The organism is Paraburkholderia adhaesiva (assembly GCF_021390575.1).
Classification (GTDB): domain Bacteria; phylum Pseudomonadota; class Gammaproteobacteria; order Burkholderiales; family Burkholderiaceae; genus Paraburkholderia; species Paraburkholderia adhaesiva.
The window spans coordinates 2,266,076-2,284,296 of sequence record NZ_JAJEJQ010000001.1; the positions used below are offsets into that span (position 1 = coordinate 2,266,076).

20 protein-coding genes are annotated in these 18,221 nt (G+C 64.1%); 8 read left to right on the forward strand and 12 right to left on the reverse strand.

Features of this window, described 5'->3' with window-relative positions; genetic code table 11:
- Positions 1-37 precede the first annotated feature (37 nt).
- Both yjgA and mog read left to right on the forward strand, forming a co-directional pair.
- A complete protein-coding gene (gene yjgA / locus L0U80_RS10255; protein WP_267954680.1) occupies positions 38-646 on the forward strand; it encodes a ribosome biogenesis factor YjgA in 609 nt (202 codons plus the stop codon).
- Positions 633-1,256: a molybdopterin adenylyltransferase gene (mog, locus tag L0U80_RS10260; RefSeq protein ID WP_233863864.1), complete on the forward strand. Its 624-nt coding sequence runs from the start codon at positions 633-635 to the stop codon at positions 1,254-1,256. The genes yjgA and mog overlap by 14 nt, the downstream gene beginning before the upstream one ends.
- Positions 1,257-1,290: 34 nt before the next feature.
- Here mog and orn read toward each other — a convergent pair whose 3' ends face one another.
- On the reverse strand, positions 1,291-1,932 hold the full coding sequence (orn, locus tag L0U80_RS10265) for an oligoribonuclease (protein ID WP_233863865.1): 642 nt from the start codon (positions 1,930-1,932) through the stop codon (positions 1,291-1,293).
- 109 nt (positions 1,933-2,041) lie between these two features.
- On the opposite strand from orn, the gene L0U80_RS10270 reads away from it, so the two are divergent.
- Genes L0U80_RS10270 through L0U80_RS10280 form a run of 3 tightly spaced genes read left to right on the forward strand, consistent with a single transcriptional unit; the run spans position 2,042 to position 4,631 of the window.
- Positions 2,042-3,325, forward strand: coding sequence for a M48 family metallopeptidase (locus tag L0U80_RS10270; protein ID WP_233863867.1), 1,284 nt, complete (start codon positions 2,042-2,044; stop codon positions 3,323-3,325).
- Positions 3,322-4,293, forward strand: a complete 972-nt coding sequence (gene rsgA, locus L0U80_RS10275) for a ribosome small subunit-dependent GTPase A (RefSeq protein WP_233863868.1) — start codon at positions 3,322-3,324, stop codon at positions 4,291-4,293. Before L0U80_RS10270 ends, rsgA begins: the two co-directional genes overlap by 4 nt.
- Positions 4,294-4,310: 17 nt before the next feature.
- Positions 4,311-4,631 (forward strand): putative signal transducing protein, encoded by a 321-nt coding sequence (locus L0U80_RS10280; protein WP_233865856.1) that lies wholly within the window; start codon positions 4,311-4,313, stop codon positions 4,629-4,631.
- A gap of 76 nt (positions 4,632-4,707) precedes the next feature.
- On the opposite strand, the gene L0U80_RS10285 is transcribed toward L0U80_RS10280, so the two are convergent.
- The 6 genes from L0U80_RS10285 to rpsP all read right to left on the reverse strand — a co-directional run bounded on the left by L0U80_RS10285 (position 4,708) and on the right by rpsP (position 9,146).
- Positions 4,708-5,646 carry a CobD/CbiB family protein gene (locus tag L0U80_RS10285; RefSeq protein WP_233863870.1) on the reverse strand — a complete coding sequence of 313 codons (939 nt, stop codon included), beginning with the start codon at positions 5,644-5,646 and terminating at the stop codon, positions 4,708-4,710.
- Positions 5,647-5,786: 140 nt separating this feature from the next.
- Positions 5,787-6,479, reverse strand: coding sequence for a CoA pyrophosphatase (locus tag L0U80_RS10290; RefSeq protein ID WP_233863872.1), 693 nt, complete (start codon positions 6,477-6,479; stop codon positions 5,787-5,789).
- A 162-nt stretch (positions 6,480-6,641) separates the two neighbouring features.
- Positions 6,642-7,037, reverse strand: coding sequence for a 50S ribosomal protein L19 (gene rplS, locus L0U80_RS10295; protein WP_124149102.1), 396 nt, complete (start codon positions 7,035-7,037; stop codon positions 6,642-6,644).
- Between the two features lie 163 nt (positions 7,038-7,200).
- Positions 7,201-7,968, reverse strand: coding sequence for a tRNA (guanosine(37)-N1)-methyltransferase TrmD (gene trmD / locus L0U80_RS10300; RefSeq protein WP_233863874.1), 768 nt, complete (start codon positions 7,966-7,968; stop codon positions 7,201-7,203).
- Positions 7,969-8,020: 52 nt separating this feature from the next.
- Complete coding sequence (gene rimM, locus L0U80_RS10305) at positions 8,021-8,752, reverse strand: ribosome maturation factor RimM (protein ID WP_233863876.1); 732 nt, start codon at positions 8,750-8,752, stop codon at positions 8,021-8,023.
- 139 nt (positions 8,753-8,891) lie between these two features.
- Positions 8,892-9,146, reverse strand: a complete 255-nt coding sequence (rpsP, locus tag L0U80_RS10310) for a 30S ribosomal protein S16 (RefSeq protein ID WP_124149105.1) — start codon at positions 9,144-9,146, stop codon at positions 8,892-8,894.
- A gap of 141 nt (positions 9,147-9,287) precedes the next feature.
- Here rpsP and L0U80_RS10315 point away from each other — a divergent pair, with 141 nt between their 5' ends.
- Positions 9,288-10,595: a PQQ-dependent sugar dehydrogenase gene (locus L0U80_RS10315; protein WP_233863878.1), complete on the forward strand. Its 1,308-nt coding sequence runs from the start codon at positions 9,288-9,290 to the stop codon at positions 10,593-10,595.
- Positions 10,596-10,718: 123 nt separating this feature from the next.
- Positions 10,719-11,183 carry an NINE protein gene (locus tag L0U80_RS10320; protein ID WP_233863879.1) on the forward strand — a complete coding sequence of 155 codons (465 nt, stop codon included), beginning with the start codon at positions 10,719-10,721 and terminating at the stop codon, positions 11,181-11,183.
- Positions 11,184-11,199: 16 nt separating this feature from the next.
- Here the strand turns inward: L0U80_RS10320 and L0U80_RS10325 are convergent, their stop codons facing one another.
- Positions 11,200-12,288, reverse strand: a complete 1,089-nt coding sequence (locus L0U80_RS10325; protein WP_233865858.1) for a PA0069 family radical SAM protein — start codon at positions 12,286-12,288, stop codon at positions 11,200-11,202.
- A 164-nt stretch (positions 12,289-12,452) separates the two neighbouring features.
- Entirely contained in the window at positions 12,453-12,941 is a 489-nt protein-coding gene (locus tag L0U80_RS10330) for an Lrp/AsnC ligand binding domain-containing protein (RefSeq protein ID WP_233863880.1), read from the reverse strand.
- A gap of 181 nt (positions 12,942-13,122) precedes the next feature.
- Here L0U80_RS10330 and L0U80_RS10335 point away from each other — a divergent pair, with 181 nt between their 5' ends.
- The gene (locus L0U80_RS10335; protein ID WP_233863881.1) at positions 13,123-14,409 is read left to right on the forward strand and encodes a D-amino acid dehydrogenase; all 1,287 of its coding nucleotides are present in this window, start codon (positions 13,123-13,125) and stop codon (positions 14,407-14,409) included.
- A 90-nt stretch (positions 14,410-14,499) separates the two neighbouring features.
- Here the strand turns inward: L0U80_RS10335 and L0U80_RS10340 are convergent, their stop codons facing one another.
- The 3 genes from L0U80_RS10340 to L0U80_RS10350 all read right to left on the reverse strand — a co-directional run bounded on the left by L0U80_RS10340 (position 14,500) and on the right by L0U80_RS10350 (position 18,105).
- Positions 14,500-16,287, reverse strand: coding sequence for an acyl-CoA dehydrogenase (locus L0U80_RS10340; RefSeq protein WP_233863882.1), 1,788 nt, complete (start codon positions 16,285-16,287; stop codon positions 14,500-14,502).
- Positions 16,288-16,406: 119 nt separating this feature from the next.
- On the reverse strand, positions 16,407-17,342 hold the full coding sequence (locus tag L0U80_RS10345) for an electron transfer flavoprotein subunit alpha/FixB family protein (protein WP_233863883.1): 936 nt from the start codon (positions 17,340-17,342) through the stop codon (positions 16,407-16,409).
- Between the two features lie 13 nt (positions 17,343-17,355).
- Positions 17,356-18,105 carry an electron transfer flavoprotein subunit beta/FixA family protein gene (locus L0U80_RS10350; RefSeq protein ID WP_233863885.1) on the reverse strand — a complete coding sequence of 250 codons (750 nt, stop codon included), beginning with the start codon at positions 18,103-18,105 and terminating at the stop codon, positions 17,356-17,358.
- Positions 18,106-18,221: the final 116 nt, after the last annotated feature.

The following is an 18,221-nucleotide window of genomic DNA, read 5'->3' on the forward strand; positions in this document are numbered from 1 at the left end:
CCCGAGCCGCACGCCCCGGCACGCTACAATAACGCCCATGAAACGCAAAACCCGCATTCAACCGATAAACGAGGTTGTCGACCAAGAGGACGACAACGGATACGACCGCCCGAGCAAATCGCAGCTCAAGCGTGAAATGGTCGCCCTTCAGGAACTCGGCGAGGCGCTCGTCGAGCTGCCGAAAGACGCCCTGAAGCGCATGCCGATGACGGAAGACCTCGCGGACGCCGTCCACGAGGCCCGCCGCATCACCGATCACGAAGGCAAGCGCCGCCAGCTCCAGTACGTGGGCCGCATGATGCGCGGTCTCACCGAGGCCGAAACGGCTGCGCTGCGCACCGCGCTCGACGAGCATCGCGGCGTGAACAAGGCCGCCACGGCGCGCCTGCACTGGATCGAACGCACTCGCGACAAACTGCTCGCCGACGACGCCGCGCTCACCGAATTCATCCGCCAGCATCCCGCGGCGGATCCGCAGGAAGGCCGCACGCTGATCCGCAACGTGCGCCGCGAACAGCAGCAAGGCCGTCCGCCGAAATACTTCCGCGAACTGTTCCAGTGGATCAAGACCGCGAGCGGCAGCGCGCAGGAAGATGCTGAAGAAGCCGGCGACGCGAACGAGGACGCCGACGATGACCAGACTTGAGCGCAGCCACCCCGACGAACTGCTGATCGGCCTCGTGTCGGTCAGCGACCGCGCGACGGCGGGGGTCTACGAGGACAAGGGCATTCCGGCGCTGACCGAATGGCTCGGCACGGCGCTCAAGTCGCCGTGGCGCGCCGAAACGCGCCTGATCCACGACGACGCCGCGACCATCTCCGCGACGCTCACGGCGCTCGTGGACGGCCTCGGTTGCGACCTCGTGCTGACGACGGGCGGCACCGGCCCTGCGCGCCGCGATGTGACGCCCGAGGCGACGCTCGCGGTAGCGACGAAGGAAATGCCGGGATTCGGCGAGCAGATGCGCCAGATCAGCCTGAACTTCGTGCCGACGGCGATCCTCTCGCGCCAGGTGGCGGTGATCCGCGAAACGTCGGATCACGCGGCGCTGATCGTCAACCTGCCCGGTCAGCCGAAGTCGATCAAGGAAACGCTGGAGGGCCTGCGCGACGACGCCGGTGCGGTGAAAGTGCCGGGCATCTTCGCAGCGGTGCCGTATTGCATCGATTTGATCGGCGGCCCGTATATCGAAACCGATCCGGCCATCGTCACGGCATTCCGGCCGAAGAGCGCGCAGCGTCCACCGCGCGCATAAATCCCACTGCCCGGGCACACCGGGCGCGGTGGTCTTACTTCTCCGTGCCGACTGCCGGCCCGGTGGCGGACACGTCCGCTGCCGCAGCCGGCACGAGGAAATGCTCGCGGTAGTACTTGAGTTCGTCGATCGACTCGTGGATGTCCGCGAGCGCCGTGTGCATTGCACGCTTCTGGAAGCCCTTGTAGATCACCGGCTGCCAGCGACGGCACAGTTCCTTGAGCGTGCTGACATCGAGATTGCGATAGTGGAAAAAGCGCTCGAGCGTCGGCATCCAGCGCGCCATGAAGCGGCGGTCCTGGCAGATCGAATTGCCGCACATCGGCGACTTGCCCGGCGGCACGTATTGCGACAGGAACGCAATGATCTGCTCCGTGGCGCTCTCCTCGGTTACCGTCGACGCGCGCACGCGCTCGATCAGGCCCGAGCGGCCGTGCGTGTTGCGGTTCCACTCGTCCATGCGGTCGAGCTCGGCTTGCGTCTGATGAATCGCCAGCACGGGGCCTTCCACGATCTTGTCGAGCGTCGAATTCGTCACCACCACGGCGATTTCGATGATCCGGTCGTTGTCGGGGTCGAGTCCCGTCATCTCCATGTCGAGCCAGATCAGGTTCATGTCGGTGCGTTCGATTAGCGGTGCCTGGCCGGCCGTCGTGGCGGATGCGATGTCATTCATGAGAGGTAACCCGGAGCAATGTGGACGCGGCCTGGGATGGCAACGCGGTTATGCGTGGCCCAGCCGGCAAGAACATATAATTGTCGCATAGATAAAACGGACCCCACGGATGCCTAATTCGTCCCCAGCGTTGTCCCCGGCGTTGGCCTTCAGCGCCCTTTTCGTCATCGCCGTGCTCGCGATGGTCGCAACCAAACTCTGGCTCGCCTCGCGACAGATCCGCTTCGTCGCTGCCCACCGCGGCGCGGTGCCGGCCCAGTTTGCGGCCACCATCCCGCTCGCCGCCCACCAGCGCGCCGCCGACTACACCGTCGCGCGCACGCGGCTCGGCATGTTTGAGATCGTGCTCTCAGCCGTCGTGCTGATCGCGCTGACGCTGCTCGGCGGCGTGCAAGCGCTCGATCTCGGCCTCTCCGACTGGCTCGGGCGCGACTACGTCGGTCAGATGGCGCTCATCGCGGCTGTGCTGGCCATCAGCGGCGCCGTGGAGTTGCCGCTCGACTACTACCGCCAGTTCGTGATCGAAGAGCGCTTCGGCTTCAACCGCATGACGCGGCGCATCTTCGTGATGGATCGCGTCAAGGGGCTGCTCATCGGCGCGGCCTTCGGCATTCCGCTCCTCTTCGTCGTGCTGTGGCTCATGCGGCAGGCCGGCAGCCTCTGGTGGCTGTGGACATGGGGGGTCTGGGTCGGGTTCCAGATGCTCGTGCTCGTGCTGTACCCCACGTTCATCGCGCCGCTCTTCAACAAGTTCGAGCCGCTCAAGGATGAAGCGCTGCGTTCGCGCATCGAAGCGCTCATGCAGCGCTGCGGCTTCGCCGCCAAGGGCCTCTTCGTGATGGACGGCAGCCGCCGCTCCGCGCACGGCAACGCCTATTTCACGGGCTTCGGCGCGGCCAAGCGCATCGTGTTCTTCGACACGCTGCTCGCGCGCCTTTCCGGCAGCGAGATCGAGGCCGTGCTGGCGCACGAACTCGGCCATTTCAAGCGCCGCCACGTCATCAAGCGCATGGTCGTGACGTTTGCGATCAGCCTCGCCCTGCTCGCGCTGCTCGGCTGGCTCTCGCAGCGCGTCTGGTTCTTCGAGGGCCTCGGCGTGCGGCCGTCGCTGCTCGGCGGCAACGAAGGGCTCGCGCTCGTGCTGTTCTTCCTCGCCGTGCCGGTGTTTCTGTTCTTCGTGACGCCGCTCGGCAGCCTCAGCTCGCGCAAGCACGAATTCGAAGCCGACGCCTTCGCCGCGACGCAAACCGACGCCCAGCACCTCATCAATGCACTTGTGAAGCTTTACGAAGACAACGCGTCGACACTGACGCCCGACCCGCTCTACACCGCGTTCTACTACTCGCACCCGCCCGCGTCGCAGCGGATCGACCGGCTGCTCGCGCACGCATGAACCGGCGCGCACCGAAAGCCGCTGCATCCAGCGCAAAGGGCGGAGCCGGGAATACGCTGCACGGCGTCGTAATCGCGGCGCACGGCCGCCACTATCTCGTCGCGCCCGAAGATGGCGGCGCGCCGTTCCAGTGCTTTCCGCGCGGCAAGAAGAGCGAGGTGGCCGTGGGCGACCGCGTCGAATATCAATCGACATCGGCCGATCAGGGCGTGATCGTCGCGATCGGCGAGCGGCGCAACCTGCTCTATCGCTCCGACCAGTACAAGTCGAAGCTCTTCGCCGCGAACCTCGACCAGTTGCTGATCGTGCTCGCCACCGAGCCGCACTTCAGCGAGGACCTGCTCGGCCGCGCGCTCGTCGCCGCCGAGGCCAACGACCTCAAGCCGCTGATCGTGCTCAACAAGATCGACGTGGAGGCGGCGCTGCCGCTCGCCCGCACGCGGCTCGAACGGTATCGGGCGCTCGGCTACACGGTCGTCGAGGTGTCGGTGAAGGGCCAGCCGGAAGCGGCGCGCGCGGCGCTTTCCGAGCATCTGCACGGCCACGCGACGATCCTGCTCGGCCAGTCGGGCATGGGAAAATCGACGCTCGTGAACCTGCTGATCCCCGATGCGGAAGCGGCCACACGCGAGATCTCGACGGCGCTCAACAGCGGCCGCCACACGACGACGTTCACACGGCTTTACCGGCTGCCGGGTGACGGACCGGGTGACGAAACTGCACGCGGCGCGCTGATCGATTCGCCGGGTTTTCAGGAATTCGGCCTCTATCACCTCACCGAAGGCACGCTCGAGCGCGCGTTCCCGGAATTCCGGCCGCTCCTCGCGCACTGCCGCTTCTACAACTGCCATCATCTGCACGAGCCGGGCTGCGCGGTTCTCGAAGCTGTCGAAGACGGCCGCGTCGCGCCGGAACGTCACGCGCTCTACGCGCAGCTCATGCACGAGATCAGCCAGATCGTGCGCTGAAGACGGCAGACACCATGATCAGGCTCGTCCGCGCACCGAACCTGCTGGTCGCCCAGCACTGGATGAACATCCTCGCCACTGCGGGCGTGCTGTGCGAGCTGCACAACCGCTACCTGAGCGGCGCGATGGGCGAGATCCCCGCCGAGCAGTGCGCGCCGGAACTGTGGCTAGTCGACGAGCGCGACGAGAAGCTGGCACGCCGTCTCATCGACGAAGCACGGAGCGGCCCGCCGGCCGGTGCGCCATCGTGGCGTTGCCCGCGCTGCGGCGAAACGCTGGAGGCGCAATTTACGGTGTGTTGGCAATGCGGTCGCGAGCGCGATATCCGCGATGAATGACGGCATCAATGCAAACGGCCCGCGTGAAGCGGGCCGTTTTGCGTTGAAGCGTTGATGCTTCGTAGAGCGATACCGCTCAAAGCCACAAGGCGATCGTGAGCATGAGCAGCAGGATCATCCAAAGGATCACCGCGCGCCACACGAGGCCCACGGCAGATTGGAGCGTACGGGGTGTGCAATCGTCGCCGACCGTATAGGGACCGCCCTCGCCCGGCGTGGCGAGCGCGTCGAGGCTCGACGGCTCTGCAAGCGGACCCGACAGGCGCGCACCAAGCGCGCCACTGCCTGCGGCGAGCAGCACGCCTTCATTGGTATCGGGCCACTGGTTCGCGTGATTGCGCCAGGCATAGATCGCGTCCTCGAAGTTGCCCACGATCGCAAAACCGAGCGACGTGAGGCGCGCGGGCACCCAGTCAATCACAAAGAACACCTGCTGCGCGAAGTTCGAGAACGGTTCGCTGCGTTCGTTTGCGGGACGCGCCCATTCGCGCGCAAGGTACTCGGCGATGCGGTACAGGACGGCACCGGCCGGACCGATCGGCACGAGGAACCAGAAGAACACGCCGAAGACGTGCCGATGCGACGCCACCACCGCATGAATCAGCGTGTGACGCACGATCTCGCTCACGGGCATGTCCACGGTCTCAATGCCGGACCACTCGTGCAGGATTTCGCGGGCACGCGACACGTCGTCGTTGTTCAGCGCGAGGTGAATGTCGGTGAAATAGTGGCTGAACTGCCTGAAGCCGAGCGTGAAATACACCACCACCACGTTCCACAGAAACGCCAGAACGAAGCTGATGTGGTAGAGCACGTAATAGACGAGCGCCGTGGCGAGCGTCCACGGCAACACGACGACGAGCCACGCGATCAATCCGTGCTTTTGCTTGCCGGCGTCAAAACCGTGCGCGGCCCATTCCGCATTGAGGCGCACGAGAGCCATCACGGGGTTGTTCGGCGAAAGCGCCCGCACCTGTTCAATGACGAGAGCAAGCAATACGGAGAAGAAGGTCATGCGACGCGCCGTGCGATACGTGTGTGTTTATGGAATTTTTGCAACGATATCACAGGGCCAGATGTGCCTGAGCAGGGGGAGGCAAACGTACAACACCATAAGGCATACACGTCGCTCGACACCCGCGTTCGCAGCGCAGTTCAGGCCAGCAGGAAACGATAGAAATTGCGCAGCATGCCGGCCGTCGCGCCCCAGATGAAATGCGAGGCCGCAACGCCGCTCGCGCCTGAACCGGAATACGGCATCGCGAAGAAACGGCGCTCGCCGCCCTCCCAGCGCAACAGACGCACCTGATGATGCGCAGGGTTCATCAAGAAGCTCAGCGGCACTTCGAAGATATCGGCCACTTCGAGCGCATCGGCGGCGAGGCTGAACGGTTCGTGCACGAGACCGACCACCGGCGTCACACGAAAGCCCGTGCCGGTCAGATAGTCAGGCAGCGCGCCCAGCACTTCGACACGCGCCGGATCGAGGTTCACTTCCTCGTGCGCCTCGCGCAAAGCGGCGGCGATGGGCGTCGGATCGGCGGGCTCGACGCTGCCGCCCGGAAAGCTCACCTGGCCGGCATGGTTGCTGAGGTTGTCGGCGCGCTGGGTAAGCAGCACGGTCAGACCAGACGCGCGCATCGCGAGCGGCATCAGCACCGCAGCGTTGCGCGGATCGCGCATGTCGGTGGTGAATCGCGATTCCTGCGGCTCGGGGTCCCACGGCAGGCGCTGCGTGAAGCGCGCGCGCAGGCCCTCTGGCGTGAGCCGCTCGGCCGCAACCACGGGCAGACTGGCACCGGTCGATTCGATCGGCAGGCTTTCTGGTTCAAAAACTGGACGGGTCAACGGAAATCTCAAAATACATGCACACGCTGGTGCGAATCACGCCGATGAACCCCCACCACCGGGGTGCGCGGGGGGGCCAAGGGGCGCGCACGGCCCTGCACAGCGAATATTTTGCGTCGAAAATAAAAAAAGCACCCCGGAGGGTGCTTTTTCTTACAGCTTTTACGCCTGCTCGACCGGAGCTGCTGCGCGGTCTTTCGACACCAGCTTTTCCTTGATACGAGCCTTCTTGCCCGACAGGTTGCGCAGGTAGTAGAGCTTCGCGCGACGGACGTCACCGCGACGCTTCACGACGATGCTGGCGAGCAGCGGCGAGTACGTCTGGAACGTACGCTCGACGCCTTCACCCGACGAGATCTTGCGCACGATGAACGACGAGTTCAGACCGCGGTTACGCTTTGCGATCACGACGCCTTCGTATGCCTGAACGCGCTTGCGGTTACCTTCAACCACGTTCACGTTGACGATCACCGTATCGCCGGGGGCGAATTCGGGGATGGTCTTCTCGCCCAGCACGCGCTGGATTTCTTCCTGTTCAAGCTTTGCAATCAGGTTCATGGATTAACTCCTTTTGCCATCGTGTCGGCGTTCGTACCTGTGCTGAATAGCTCCAGCAACTACGGCCCCGATAGAGGATGGATTCACAACTGGCGCCGTTCACGCATGAAGCAGCACCGCCTTTTGCGCCTCGCAGCGCGCCCGCTCGAAGCGCGACGTAACGTCAGGCTTCGCTCGTACCCTTCGCGAGACTAGCAAGCCATGCCTCATCGGCACGGCTCAGCATCTTGCTCTTTCTGGCCCGGACGATCAAATCGGGCCGCTTGTTCCACGTATTGCGCAGCGCCTCGCGACGGCGCCACTTCTCGATTTCCGCATGATGGCCGCCGAGCAGCACATCGGGCACGCGCACGCCGTCGTATTCCTCGGGACGCGTGTAATGCGGACAGTCGAGCAGACCGTCGACGAAACTATCCTGCACAGCCGATTGCGCATCGTTCAACACGCCCGGCAACTGACGCACCACGGCATCCATCAGCGCCATCGCCGGCAATTCGCCGCCCGACAGCACGAAGTCGCCGAGACTGACTTCCTCGTCCACGCAACGGTCCACCAGACGCTGGTCGATCGCTTCGTAACGGCCGCACAACAGCACGAGACCGGGCTCCTGAGCGAACTGCATCACGCGTTCGTGCGTGAGCGGCTTGCCTTGGGGCGACATCAGCAGCACGCGCGGAGCGGGCAAGCCTGCCTCCGTCTGCGCAGTTTTCGCTGCACCGATCGCGTCTTCCAGCGGCCTGGCCAGCATCACCATGCCGGGGCCACCGCCGTAAGGGCGGTCGTCGATCGTTCGATAATTGTCGGTGGTGAAATCTCGCGGATTCCACGTGCGCAGCGTGTACCGCTGCTGCTTCGCCGCCCGGCTGGTGATACCCCAGTCGGTCAGCGCGCCGAACATCTCGGGAAAGAGCGTCACGACATCGAACTGCATCGCCCTCTCCATTCTGTAAAACGTGAAAACGCGCTCAGTACCGTGAACATGCTCAGTAGTCGGCTTCCCAGTCGACGACGATGCGCTTCGCCGCCAGGTCCACCGTCTTGACGAACACGCCGACGAACGGAATCAGCCGCTCGCCAGTGGCGGGCTTGCCGTCCTTGTCCGTCGACGGATACTCGACGCGCAACACCGACTGCGCGCCGTTATCGATCAGGTCGGCGACCTTGCCGAGTTCGACGCCCGCCTCATTGGCGACATCGAGACCCATCAGGTCGACCCAGTAATACTCGTCAGCCGCGGGGGCCGGGAATTCGGCGCGGCTCACGTAAATGCGGGAACCACGCAGGAGCAGGGCCGCGTCGCGGTCGCCTACGCCGGCCAGTTGCCCGACGACGCTGTCGCCGTGCACCTTCGCGGCGAGCCGCACCGACGACTGGCGCCCGTGGCCCTTGACGAGCCACCAGCGTTTCGCCGAGAGCAACGCGCCACCGCCCTGAGCGTGCGGCGCGACTTTCACCCAACCCTTGAGACCATAGGCGTCGATCACGGCGCCAACTTCGACCGCATCTGCGGGAAAGCTCGCCTCGGTTTCGGGGCGCAGGCTTTCGGCCGCGGCAGCGGCTTTAGTAGCGGCGGTCGCCGCGCCTGCCGCGCTCGCGCGCGCAGGCTTGCGCACGAAAGCGCCAAAGGAAGGAACAGCGGACGGCGCGGCGCCGTCGGCCGCACCCTTGCGCGGCTTGCTGGCCGCCGGGGCGTCCGCTTTTGCGTCGTCATGCATCGGCGAACCTCGCAGCCAGCTTATGCTTCACAACTCTTGCTTCAATCACGTAGCCAGAGGGACACGCATACGCGGCTCATGCTGCGCGCACGCGGGTCAACCCGGCAACGAAAAATCGACTAAAGGGACAAACCACTGCTTACGCAGCAGCCGTAGCCTTTTGCGATTCTTTCACGAGACGCTCGACAGCCGGCGACAGCTGTGCGCCAACGCCTTGCCAGTACGTCACGCGATCTTGAGCGATACGCAGCGTTTCACCCTTGGTCGCGACCGGGTTGTAGAAGCCCACGCGCTCGATGAAACGGCCGTCGCGACGGTTACGCGAATCGGTTGCGACGATGTTGTAGAACGGGCGCTTCTTCGAGCCGCCACGTGCCAGACGGATGATGACCATACTAGAATCCTTGAAAACCGGTGAGTTTGGAACCGAGTTTGGAATCGATCGGAACCACTGAAACACGCGATTATATCCCGAAACCAAAGCCATAACAAACACTTAACTGGGTATCCGGGAGAGCCCAGGAGGAAAAGCGCGATGAATGGCGATCGATCCCCGGCCAGCGGCCGGCTCGGGCAGGCCCTCTCTGCGCTTCTGCGGCCATTTGAACGGGTGCGCGAGCGGCTGTGGTGCATCGTCGGCGCGAGGCTGCATGGTCGATCCCCGTATTCGACGCACGACCGCCTCGATGACGAGGGCGTTCGCGGGACTCGCGCCGATATTTTGACACGCGGCGGGCGATTTACCGCCCTCACCCTCACCCTTCTCGCGCTCGCGGCACCGTTCGCCCGGGCGGCGCTGCCCATCGAGCGCATCCAGTTACCGCCCGGCTTCCACATAGAAGTGCTTTCGGACGACGTTCCGGCAGCCCGCGAAATGACGTTATCGCCCAAAGGCATCCTCTATGTGGGGAGCCTGGACGGCCACGTCTACGCCCTCGAACTGCGCGATGGCAAGCTCATACGACGCCATGTGATCGCATCGGGGCTGGAGATGCCGGTGGGCGTCGCGTGGCGCGACGGCGCACTCTACGTCTCGGCCGTTTCGTCGATCCTGCGCTTCGACGCGATCGACTCGCATCTAGTAGATCCGCCGAAACCCGTCGTCGTGACAAACGCGCTGCCCGCCGAACGCCACCACGGATGGAAATTCATCGCGTTCGGGCCGGATGGCAAGCTCTACGTGCCGCAGGGTGCACCCTGCAACGTGTGCCTCCCGTCGAGCGACCCGCAACGCTCGCACTACGCCATGATCGGCCGCATGGATCCGGACGGCAGCCACTATGAGACGATCGCGCGCGGTGTGCGCAACACAGTGGGTTTCGCGTGGCATCCGCAGACGCACGAGTTGTGGTTCACCGACAACGGCCGCGACATGCTGGGCGACGATATCCCCGATGACAAGCTCAACCGCCTCGCACGCGTCGGGCTCGATTTTGGTTTCCCGTACTGCCACGGCGGCGACGTCGCGGACCCAGAGTTTGGCGCGGGCCACCCATGCAGCGGCTTCACGCCGCCCGTCGCGAAGCTGGGTGCGCATGTCGCTTCGCTCGGCATGCGGTTCTACACGGGCGCGATGTTCCCGCCCGAGTATCGCGACAGCATCTTCATCGCCGAGCACGGCTCGTGGAACCGCAGCAAGAAGATCGGCTATCGCGTCGTCCGGATCACGGCGAATGCCGACGGCACGAACGTGCATCAGGAAGTGTTCGCGCAAGGCTGGCTCAACCCCGACGAAACCGAGTGGGGCCGCCCCGACGATGTACAGCCGTTACCCGACGGCTCGCTCCTTATCAGCGACGATTACGCAGGCGCGATCTATCGCGTGACCTGGACCAGACCGTGAGCGGCATCCTTCGCCGCCCGCGTCTCCCCCGACCATCAACATGTACCACTGCTGACGCACGCGGCCGCGACGTACAATGCCCGACGGTCGCCGCACTTGTGTCGTCAACGAATCCGCCCGCCCATGTCCAACGAAAATAATCCCGCGCGTTTCCGTTCCAAAACGCTGACCGCCGCGCTCGCGTTCTTTCTCGGCAGCCTCGGCGCACACCGTTTCTATCTCTATGGCCCGCGCGACGTCTGGGGGTGGGCACACGTGATTGGCACGCTCATCGGTATCCCCGGCGTCATGCTGCTCGTCGCCACAGAACGCGCCTCGATCCCCGGCTGGGCGCTCGCGGTGATCGGCGCGGTGTCCGTGCTCTCAGCTTTTCTGGCAGCGATCGTCTATGGCCTGCGACCCGACGCGAAGTGGGACGCTCAATTCAATGCCCATGCCGGCCTCCAGAGCCGCTCCGGCTGGGCCGTCGTTTTCGTCGTGATCTTCTCGCTGCTGATCGGCGCGTTCCTGCTGATGACCGGCCTCGCGCTCGCGTTCCAGACGTATTTCGAATCGCAGGTCGAAGCGGCAAAGGCGCTCTCGCAGTAATGCGCGTGACCACTGGCTAGAAAAGATCAAGCTGCGGTTTCTCACGCGCGATCTTCGCGCCGACGAACGCCGACATGTCGAGGATGCCGTGGGGCCGCGCGTCCAGTCCGAGGCGCTTCACGGCCTGCTGGAAGCGCTGCTTGAGTAGGTCGGCCCATAGACCCGTGCCCTTCATGCGCTGCGAAAACGACGCGTCGTAGTCCTTGCCGCCGCGCATGTCGCGCACGCGGCTCATCACGCGGTCCGCGCGCTGCGGAAAATGCGCTTCAAGCCACTGCTGGAATAGTGGAGCCACCTCCCACGGCAGACGCAGCACGATGTAGCTCGCGCTCGTCGCCCCCGCCTTGGCACAGGCTTCGAGCACGCGCTCCATGTCCGGCTCGGTGACGAACGGAATCACCGGCGCGATGCTCACGCCGACAGGAATACCCGCCTCGGCAAGCGTGCGTATCGTGCGCAGTCGCCGCGAAGGTGTCGCCGCGCGCGGCTCCAGTGTGCGGGCGATATCGGCATCGAGCGTCGTAATGGTGATCGCCGCCATGAACTGCCTACGCTGCGCCATCGGTACGAGCAAGTCGAGGTCGCGCTCGATCAGCGACGATTTCGTGATCGCCGCGAACGGATGCTGCCGCTCGGCCAGCACTTCTATCACGCCACGCGTGAGGCGCAGGTCACGCTCGACGGGCTGCCATGCGTCGGTATTGACGCCGAGCGCGATGGGCTCCGGCTCATAGGCGGGCTTCGACAGCTCGCGCGCGAGCAGTTCCGGTGCGTTGACTTTCGCGTAAATGCGGCTTTCGAAATCGAGCCCCGGCGACAGCCCCAGATAGCTGTGCGTGGGCCGCGCGAAGCAGTAAATGCAACCATGCTCGCATCCGCGATAGGGATTCAACGACACGCTGAACGGAATGTCCGGTGACTGGTTGCGCGTGAGGATGCTCTTTGCGCGCTCTTCCAAAACCTGCGTACGCAACGCGGGTGCGTCACCCTCCTCCCCACCGGGAAGCGGCTGCCAGCCGTCGTCGAAGACCTCGCGCTGGTCCACTTCGTAGCGCCCTTGCAGGTTCGTGACAGCACCTCGCCCCTTTCTGGGCGCAGGCGGCATGACGGTCTGCCAGGTGTCGGAATCGTGGTGCGGTTCGCGATCGGAGTCGTTCACGGGAGCATGCAAAAAAGCGCGTTGATACTGTACAAATATACAGCATCAACGCGCTTTGTCGAGCCCGAAAAATGGGGACTTTTAGCGCCTCTACGACTGAACGCGCGCCCTCACTCGCTGACTGCAATCGTCAGCGTCTCCTTGATCTCTTCCATCACGACATAGCTCTTCGACTGCACGGCACCGGGCAGCTGCAGCAGGATATCGCCGAGCAGCTTGCGGTAGTCGGCCATTTCGCCGATGCGCGCCTTGATCAGATAGTCGAAGTCGCCCGAGACCAGATGGCATTCGAGCACCTCGGGAATCTTCTGCACCTCGCGGCGGAACTGATCGAACATGTTGCCGCTCTTGTGGTCCAGCGTGACCTCGACGAACACCAGCAGCGCCGCCCCGAGCACCGCAGGATTCACACGCGCGTAGTAGCCCGTGATGACACCGTCGCGCTCCATGCGTTTGACCCGTTCGATGCACGGCGTGACCGAGAGTCCGACCTGTTCGGCGAGGTCCTTCATCGCCATGCGCCCGTCCTCCTGAAGCAGCTTGAGGATGCGGTGATCGAGCCGGTCGAGTGCGCGGACCGGCTGGCGCTGCGTTCTCATGTTTTTTTCCTGAATATTTGAAAAATACAATAACAACACCTAGACATATAACAATAGCATAGCTGCAAATACTGGCTACTCCGTTTTCACCGCATTTTTTTCTGTCTGATGGATCTCGCGGGGTAGCACCTGGGGTTGCATTCCGGGTTTGCGTGAACAACCGATAAATATTGGAGCAGCTATGCGAGTCGTCGTTTTGGGCAGTGGCGTGGTCGGCGTGGCGAGTGCCTGGTATCTCGCACGCGCGGGTCACGAGGTAACGGTCATCGACCGCGAAGCCGGCCCCGCGCTCGAAACCAGCTTCGCCAACGCAGGCCAGATCTCGCCGGGCTATGCCGCCCCGTGGGCCGCGCCGGGCATCCCGCTCAAGGCAATCAAGTGGATGTTCCAGAAGCATGCGCCGCTGGCGATCCGACTCGACGGCACGAAGTTCCAGTTGCAGTGGATGTGGCTGATGCTGCAGAACTGCTCCGCCGAACGCTATGCAGTCAACAAAGGCCGCATGGTGCGTCTCGCCGAATACAGCCGCGACTGCCTGCAGGCGCTGCGCGCCGACACCGGCATCGAATATGAAGGTCGCACGGGCGGCACGCTCCAGGTGTTCCGCACGCAGCAGCAATTCGACGGCGCAGCGAAAGACATCGCGGTGCTGGAGGACGCGAACGTCCCCTACGAACTGCTTAGCCCCGCCGAACTCGCGCGCGCCGAACCGGCGCTCGCCGCGGTCGCGCACAAGCTGACGGGCGGCCTGCGCCTGCCCGGCGACGAAACCGGCGACTGCCAGATGTTCACCACGCGCCTCGCGGCGATGGCCGAACAACTGGGCGTCAAGTTCCGCTACAACACGCCGATCGACGGGCTCGCCGTGTCGGGCGACCGCATCTCCGGCGTGCATTGCGGCAGCGAACTCGTGCGGGCGGATGCCTACGTGGTCGCGCTCGGCTCGTACTCGACCAAGATGCTCGCGGACCTCGTGAAGATTCCCGTGTATCCGCTCAAGGGCTACTCGATCACGGCGCCGATCGTGAACTCGGACGCAGCGCCCGTCTCGACCGTGCTCGACGAAACCTACAAGATCGCGATCACGCGTTTCGACGATCGCATCCGCGTGGGCGGCATGGCCGAGGTTGCTGGCTTCGACCTCAACCTGCGCGACGCGCGTCGCGAGACGCTGGAAATGTGCGTGAACGACCTGTTCCCGGGCGGCGGCGATACGACCCAGGCCACCTTCTGGACCGGCCTGCGCCCGATGACGCCCGACGGCACGCCCGTGGTCGGCCGCACGCCGATGTCGAACCTGTTCCTGAACACGGGCCACGGCACGCTCGGGTGGACGATGTCGTGCGGCTCTGGCCAATTGCTCGCCGATCTCATCTCGGGCAAGCAGCCCGCGATCAAGGCCGATGACCTCTCTGTGCACCGCTACCTTGGCGACACCCAAGGCACGCATCGCCCGGCTTACGCGTAACACCGCCACTACGTGCCACTTGCGGCACGTCAGAAGCGAAATCGGCACCCTCGGGTGCCGATTTTCATTTCTGCGTTTGAGGAACGCACATCAGAACTGGTCCGCCGATAGCGCCAGCACGCCCTCGCCCCCCTTCGCACTCACGATTGCCGCTTCCAGCGCCACCGCTTGCGGCAAGACATGCTCCGCATAGAACTGCGCCGTAGCGATCTTCGCGCCGTGGAACGCGGGATCCGCGGACATCAGACGCGACGACGCCAACATCGCCCGCGCCATCTGCCATCCGCCCAGTACGATGCCCGCCAGCTTCAGATAAAGCACGCTGCCCGCAAACACCGCGTTCGGGTCGCTTTTCGCATACGCGAGCACGTAGTCCACCACGGACGCCAGCGCCTGCTGCCCACGCGCGAGATGGTTCTGCATCGACTTGAACGGCGCGCCGTCGTGCGCCCCGAGCGCAGCAACCGTCCGCGCGATATCGGCGACCAGCGCCTTCGCCGCCGCCCCACCGTCACGCAGGGTCTTGCGCCCGATAAGATCGTTCGCCTGGATCGCCGTCGTGCCCTCGTAGATCGGCAAGATGCGCGCGTCGCGATAGAACTGGGCCGCGCCCGTTTCCTCGATGAAGCCCATGCCGCCATGCACCTGCACGCCGAGGCTCGTTACGTCGATCGAGAGTTCGGTGCTCCAACCCTTCACAATCGGCACGAGGTATTCGTAGCGCGCCTCGTGCATCGCTCGCATCGGCGCATCGGGGTGATGACGTGCGAGATCGCTCTGCGCCGCCGCGACATACGCGAGCGCGCGCGAGGCCTCGGTGAGCGCACGCATCGTCGAGAGCATGCGGCGCACATCCGGGTGATGGATGATCGTGACGGCCTCTTTCGACGACCCGTCGACGGGTCGGCTCTGCACGCGCTCCTTCGCATACGCGACGGCCTTCTGGTACGCACGATCCGACATGGCCACCCCCTGCATGCCCACAGCGAAACGTGCGGCGTTCATCATGATGAACATGTACTCGAGTCCGCGATTCTCCTCGCCAACGAGCTGGCCGATCGCACCGCCATGGTCACCGAACTGCAGCACGGCCGTGGGGCTCGCCTTGATGCCGAGCTTGTGCTCGATCGAGACGCAATGCACGTCGTTGCGGGCGCCAAGCGAACCGTCGTCGTTCACGAGAAACTTCGGCACGATGAAGAGCGAAATGCCCTTCACGCCCGCGGGTGCGTCGGGCGTGCGCGCGAGCACGAGATGGACGATGTTGGCGGCCATGTCGTGCTCGCCCCAGGTGATGAAGATCTTCGTGCCGAAGAGCTTGTAGGTCCCGTCACCCTGTGGCTCTGCGCGCGTACGCACTGCTGCGAGATCGGAACCGGCCTGCGGCTCGGTCAGGTTCATCGTGCCGGTCCAGTCTCCAGCGATGAGGCGCGGCACGTAGCGGCGCTTCTGCTCTTCGGTTCCGGCGGTAAGCAGCGCTTCTATCGCACCGTCGGTCAAGAGCGGGCAAAGCGCGAACGACAAATTCGACGCGTTGAGCATCTCGACGCACGGCGTCGCGACGAGTTTCGGCAGCCCCTGTCCTTCGTACTCCTGTGGATGTTGCACGCCCTGCCAGCCGCCCGAGACGAACTGGCGAAACGCCTCCGCGAAACCTGGCGTCGCACGCACGTTGCCATTGTCCCAGCGGCTCGGGTTGCGATCGCCTTCGGCATTCAGCGGCGCGAGCACTTCACCGCACAGCTTCGATGCTTCTCCCAGCACGGCCTGAACCGTTTCCAGCGTCGCGTCTTCGTAGCCCGGCAGCGCCGCAATTTCGTCGAGGCCCGCCAGTTCCTTCATCACGAACAGCATGTCACCCGTTGGTGCGTTGTACATGTCAGCCCCCTGAGTTCGGACGATGAAAAAAAAGGGGCGCCGCGGCGCCCCTTTCTGTTTTGCCTTACACCGGGCGGTCAGACCGCGTGGCGTCGATTGGCGTCAATTAGCACCGGCGATCAGCCGAGTTCCTTGACCAGCTCCGGCACGAGCGTGAACAGATCGCCCACGAGGCCATAATCGGCCACGCTGAAGATCGGTGCTTCTTCGTCCTTGTTGATCGCGACGATGACCTTGGAGTCCTTCATACCGGCCAGATGCTGGATCGCACCCGAGATACCGACCGCGATATACAGCTGCGGCGCGACGATCTTGCCCGTCTGACCTACCTGGAAATCGTTCGGTACGTAGCCTGCGTCCACTGCTGCGCGCGACGCGCCCAGTGCTGCACCGAGCTTGTCCGCCAGCGGCTCGAGCACCTTCGTGTAGTTTTCGCCGCTGCCGAGGCCACGGCCGCCCGACACGATGATCTTCGCGTTGGTCAGTTCCGGACGGTCCAGCTTCGTCACTTCGCGGCTCACGAATTGCGAAAGACCGCTGTCGGCTGCTGCGTCGATCTTCTCGACCGCAGCGCTGCCGCCTTCTGCTGCCACTGGATCGAAACCCGTGGTACGGACGGTGATCACCTTGACCGGATCAGCCGATTGAACCGTAGCGATAGCGTTGCCCGCGTAGATCGGACGCTCGAACGTGTCAGCACTTACGACCGCGGTGATATCGCTGATCTGTGCGACGTCGAGCTTCGCAGCGATGCGCGGCGAGACGTTCTTGCCCGCAGCCGTGGCCGGCGCGAGGATGTGCGAGTAGTTCTTCGCGATCGAGAGCACAGTGGCTTCGACGTTTTCAGCGAGACCCACTTCGAGTTGCGGCGCGTCGGCCAGCAGCACCTTCGAAACGCCCGCGATCTTCGCAGCGGCGTCCGCCGCACCCTGCGCGTTGTGACCCGCGACCAGCACATGCACGTCGCCGCCAATCTTCTGCGCGGCAGCCACGGTGTTCAGCGTTGCAGCCTTGACCGATGCGTTGTCGTGTTCGGCAATTACCAGAATCGTCATTTTCCTTCGCTCCTCACAGCACCTTGGCTTCGGTCTTCAGCTTCTCGACCAGCGTCTTCACGTCCGGCACCTTCACGCCGGCCGAACGCTTCGGCGGCTCGGTAACCTTCAGCGTCTTCAGACGCGGCGTGACATCCACACCGAGGTCTTCCGGCTTGACGGTCTCAAGCGGCTTCTTCTTCGCCTTCATGATGTTCGGCAGCGTCACGTAGCGCGGCTCGTTCAGGCGCAGATCGGTCGTGACGACCGCGGGCAGTTTCAGCGACAACGTTTCAGCGCCGCCATCGATTTCACGCGAAACCGTGGCACGGCCGTCGGCAACCGTGACCTTCGAAGCGAAGGTGGCTTGCGGCAGGTTCGCCAGCGCGGCAAGCATCTGGCCGGTCTGGTTCGAATCGTCGTCGATGGCCTGCTTGCCGAGAATCACGAGCTGCGGCTGTTCCTTGTCGACGAGCGCCTTGAGCAGCTTCGCGACAGCCAGCGGCTGCAGGTCTTCATTCGATTCGACGAGGATCGCGCGGTCGGCGCCGATCGCCAGCGCCGTGCGCAGCGTTTCCTGCGCCTGTGCGACACCGCACGACACGGCGATCACTTCCGTCGCCACGCCTGCTTCTTTCAGGCGCACCGCTTCTTCAACCGCGATTTCGTCGAACGGGTTCATCGACATTTTCACGTTCGCGATATCGACGCCCGTACCGTCCGACTTCACGCGGACTTTCACGTTGTAATCGACTACGCGCTTAACTGGCACAAGGACTTTCATTCACATGCTCCGAAGTTACGAATACGTCAACCTGGCCGACATTATAACGAGCGCCCCCTTTGCGGGCGTCTGTCGCCATTACTTTTCACGACTACCGCTTCTGCACCAGAGAATCG

Bases quoted from the DNA above. Each gene is read 5' to 3' on its own strand.
- yjgA (WP_267954680.1), top strand. From the start codon at position 38: ATGAAACGCAAAACCCGCATTCAACCGATAAACGAGGTTGTCGACCAA.
- mog (WP_233863864.1), top strand. From the start codon at position 633: ATGACCAGACTTGAGCGCAGCCACCCCGACGAACTGCTGATCGGCCTC.
- orn (WP_233863865.1), bottom strand. From the start codon at position 1,932: ATGAATGACATCGCATCCGCCACGACGGCCGGCCAGGCACCGCTAATC.
- L0U80_RS10270 (WP_233863867.1), top strand. From the start codon at position 2,042: ATGCCTAATTCGTCCCCAGCGTTGTCCCCGGCGTTGGCCTTCAGCGCC.
- rsgA (WP_233863868.1), top strand. From the start codon at position 3,322: ATGAACCGGCGCGCACCGAAAGCCGCTGCATCCAGCGCAAAGGGCGGA.
- L0U80_RS10285 (WP_233863870.1), bottom strand. From the start codon at position 5,646: ATGACCTTCTTCTCCGTATTGCTTGCTCTCGTCATTGAACAGGTGCGG.
- rplS (WP_124149102.1), bottom strand. From the start codon at position 7,037: ATGAACCTGATTGCAAAGCTTGAACAGGAAGAAATCCAGCGCGTGCTG.
- trmD (WP_233863874.1), bottom strand. From the start codon at position 7,968: ATGCAGTTCGATGTCGTGACGCTCTTTCCCGAGATGTTCGGCGCGCTG.
- rimM (WP_233863876.1), bottom strand. From the start codon at position 8,752: ATGCATGACGACGCAAAAGCGGACGCCCCGGCGGCCAGCAAGCCGCGC.
- rpsP (WP_124149105.1), bottom strand. From the start codon at position 9,146: ATGGTCATCATCCGTCTGGCACGTGGCGGCTCGAAGAAGCGCCCGTTC.
- L0U80_RS10315 (WP_233863878.1), top strand. From the start codon at position 9,288: ATGAATGGCGATCGATCCCCGGCCAGCGGCCGGCTCGGGCAGGCCCTC.
- L0U80_RS10320 (WP_233863879.1), top strand. From the start codon at position 10,719: ATGTCCAACGAAAATAATCCCGCGCGTTTCCGTTCCAAAACGCTGACC.
- L0U80_RS10325 (WP_233865858.1), bottom strand. From the start codon at position 12,288: ATGCCGCCTGCGCCCAGAAAGGGGCGAGGTGCTGTCACGAACCTGCAA.
- L0U80_RS10330 (WP_233863880.1), bottom strand. From the start codon at position 12,941: ATGAGAACGCAGCGCCAGCCGGTCCGCGCACTCGACCGGCTCGATCAC.
- L0U80_RS10335 (WP_233863881.1), top strand. From the start codon at position 13,123: ATGCGAGTCGTCGTTTTGGGCAGTGGCGTGGTCGGCGTGGCGAGTGCC.
- L0U80_RS10340 (WP_233863882.1), bottom strand. From the start codon at position 16,287: ATGTACAACGCACCAACGGGTGACATGCTGTTCGTGATGAAGGAACTG.
- L0U80_RS10345 (WP_233863883.1), bottom strand. From the start codon at position 17,342: ATGACGATTCTGGTAATTGCCGAACACGACAACGCATCGGTCAAGGCT.
- L0U80_RS10350 (WP_233863885.1), bottom strand. From the start codon at position 18,105: ATGAAAGTCCTTGTGCCAGTTAAGCGCGTAGTCGATTACAACGTGAAA.